This is a genomic window from Flavobacterium petrolei, assembly GCF_003314435.2.
GTDB classification, from domain to species: Bacteria; Bacteroidota; Bacteroidia; order Flavobacteriales; family Flavobacteriaceae; genus Flavobacterium; species Flavobacterium petrolei.
On the sequence record NZ_QNVY02000020.1, the window covers coordinates 1 to 529 of the forward strand.

Here is a 529-nt window from a genome sequence, read left to right on the forward strand (position 1 = left end):
AAGCCGTTACGCCTTCTTTGCCGTGTGCGTCATTTTCACCCTCGCCAGCCTGCCTTTTATCGAACATGAGTGGTTATGGCCGATTACGGTGGTCACGGGCGTGTTGAGCCTGATCGGCCTGTTCGACCTGCTGCAAAGCCCCCACGCGGTGCGCCGCAACTACCCGATCCTGGGCAATATCCGTTACCTGGTGGAAGCCATCCGCCCGGAAATCCGCCAGTACCTGCTCGAATCCGACAGCGACGCCCTGCCCTTCTCCCGGGCCCAGCGTTCGCTGGTGTATTCACGCGCCAAGAATGAAAGCGCCGACAAACCCTTCGGCACCCTGATCGACGTGTACCAGTCGGGCTTCGAGTTCATCGGCCACTCCATGCGCCCCGCGCCGTTGAGCGACCCCAGCGCCTTTCGCGTGATGGTCGGCGGCCCGCAGTGCAAGCAGCCGTACTCGGCGTCCGTATTCAACATCTCGGCGATGAGCTTCGGCTCGTTGAGCGCCAACGCGATCCGCGCGTTGAACCAGGGCGCCAAG

1 pseudogene is annotated in these 529 nt (G+C 62.6%); it reads left to right on the forward strand.

The window, feature by feature from the left end:
• A pseudogene (locus tag DR871_RS16345) lies at positions 1 to 529 on the forward strand (FMN-binding glutamate synthase family protein); the annotation flags it as partial.